Origin of the sequence: Bartonella sp. AP11XZML (genome assembly GCF_042196445.1) — a bacterium.
GTDB lineage: Bacteria > Pseudomonadota > Alphaproteobacteria > Rhizobiales > Rhizobiaceae > Bartonella.
The window spans coordinates 1-2,361 of sequence record NZ_JBHIQF010000056.1; the positions used below are offsets into that span (position 1 = coordinate 1).

Annotated in this window: 1 pseudogene; it reads right to left on the reverse strand. The window is 41.9% G+C overall.

Annotated features, from left to right (window positions below):
* Positions 1-2,361: pseudogene (locus tag ACFIMG_RS05530) on the reverse strand (hypothetical protein); the annotation flags it as partial.

Sequence of the window (2,361 nt, forward strand, 5' to 3'; positions counted from 1 at the left end):
AGCTGACCACCATTAACAACTTCTTGCGAGCCTTCTTCTATCTTACCATCCAATACATTCGTAATCTTACTCGACTTACCATCATGCTTCGCATCATACGCGCCTTCTTCTTCATTCCAATTCAAACCATTACTCGCCACATTCTTCTCAACATCATGAATACGCTCGTTGATACTCGTCATACCATCACTGACACCATCAAAAGCTCCTGCTACATCATGATAGATCTTCTTTTCTGACGAACTACCATCAGAATTGAATTGTGAAACCTTGAATTCCGGAGCCCTCCATTCGCCACCTTCATAGCTAGCTCCTCCTCCTAAATACATCGCTAGCGTCTGATGCAAGGAATAAAGCTGATTGCCCGTAATCGCCTCTGTCGAACCTTCAGAAATATCGCCATCTAAAACTGACTTCAGTTTGCTCTTACTTCTTTTATCTCCCTTCCCATGAAGCGCTACAAACGCACCATCTTCATCACTCCACAACAACGCATTCTGCTCAATATTGTCTGAAATCTCATTATGAAGCTTTGTAAATGAATTGCTTACACCAGCAAACGCTTCCGCAATATTAGGGTAGCTATGCTCTTCTGAACTACCATCATCATTAAATGTCGTAACTTTGAAAGTAGGTGCTACCCATTGACCATCTTCATAGTGAGCTCCACCACCAAAATAAGTCGCCAGCGTCTGATTCAAGGAATAAAGCTGAGAACCATTCACTGCTTCCGTCGAGCCTTCAGAAAGTGTTCCAGCTTTCACGCCAGAGAGACTACGTGCATCACCATTCATGTTTGAAATTGTGATTGCACTACCCTCTTTTTCACCACCTATCTTGATTACCTTCGTAGCATCATCCTGCTTAACAAGACTATCTCCTACAACTTTATTAATCTCACTCTGAAGCTCTTTGTGAATATTCGTGAATGAAGCCCCTACACCAGCAAACGCTTTGGCAACATCATCATAACTTTGCTCTTCAACAGCACTGCCATCATCTTTGACGATCTTAACTTTAAAGCTTGGAGCATTCCATTGACCTTCTTTATATTCAGCGCCACCACCTAAATAAGTTGCAACAGTCTTATTCGTATCAAAAAGCTGAGAACCATTGACCGCATCACTCGATGCTTCCGAAAGCATTCCTGATTTCACACCGGAAAGAGTCCGTGCGGCACCATCAATATTCGAAAGCTTAACTTCTGTACCACTCTTTTCACCCCCTACACTAATAGCATGTGTCTTTTCATCTTGTTTAACAAGACTATCTCCCACAACTTGGTTAATCTCATTCTTAAGCTCTTTGTGAATATTCGTGAATGAATTCCCTACACCAGCAAATGCTTTAGCAACATCATCATAACTTTGTTCTTCAACAGCACTGCCATCTTCTTTGACGATCTTAACTTTGAAACTTGGAGCCGTCCAAGCGCCACCTGCATAACTAGCATCACCACCTAAAGACTGCGCAACACTGTTACCTAGAGCATATAGCTGATTTCCTGCTACAGCATCGCTTGAGTCTTTAGTGATATCCCCATTTGCAAGCGACGTTATCTTGCTGTTCGTCTTGCTTTCCTTGTACCCATGCTTGGCTACAAATGCCTCTGCNTCTTTAGTGATATCCCCATTTGCAAGCGACGTTATCTTGCTGTTCGTCTTGCTTTCCTTGTACCCATGCTTGGCTACAAATGCCTCTGCGTCCTTATTCCACAACAGTGCATCGCCTTGGACAGATTCTGTGATATTCGTGACTTTGTCATTAAAGTCTTTAACCACATTCGTGAAAGAATTACCAACACCTGAAAGAGCTTCTGAAACACTATCGTACTCAGCTTCTTCTGATGTGCCATCTTCTTTAAGGTGTGTAACTTTAAATCTAGGCAACAACCATTGATCTTTCTCATACTTAGCATCACCATTTAAGTACGATGCAAGATCTTTTCCTAAGGAATAAAGTTGGGAGCCATTTACTGCATCTGTAGATTCTTTCGTAATATCTCCTGCCGCAAGGAACTTAATCTTGCTATTTGTCTTTGCACCGTCTTTTCCTCCATGCAAGGCTACAAAGGATTTTTCACCCTCGCTCCATGATAAAGAATCTTGTGCAACTCCTTCCGAGACTTCCTTAATACGCTGATTCACATTTTTGATATTTGCATCAAGTCCTTCAAATGCTAAACCAACATTGGTAAAGGCTTTTTGTGTTACCTCACCATCTTCAGAAACGCGAGATAAGTTATAAGTAGGGTTGGTAAAGCTACCGTCTTTAAATGCCGCATCGCCACCAAGGAATTTAGCTACATTCTGAGAAATCGTGTTGATCTGACTACCATTAATCGCATCATGTGAACTCTCA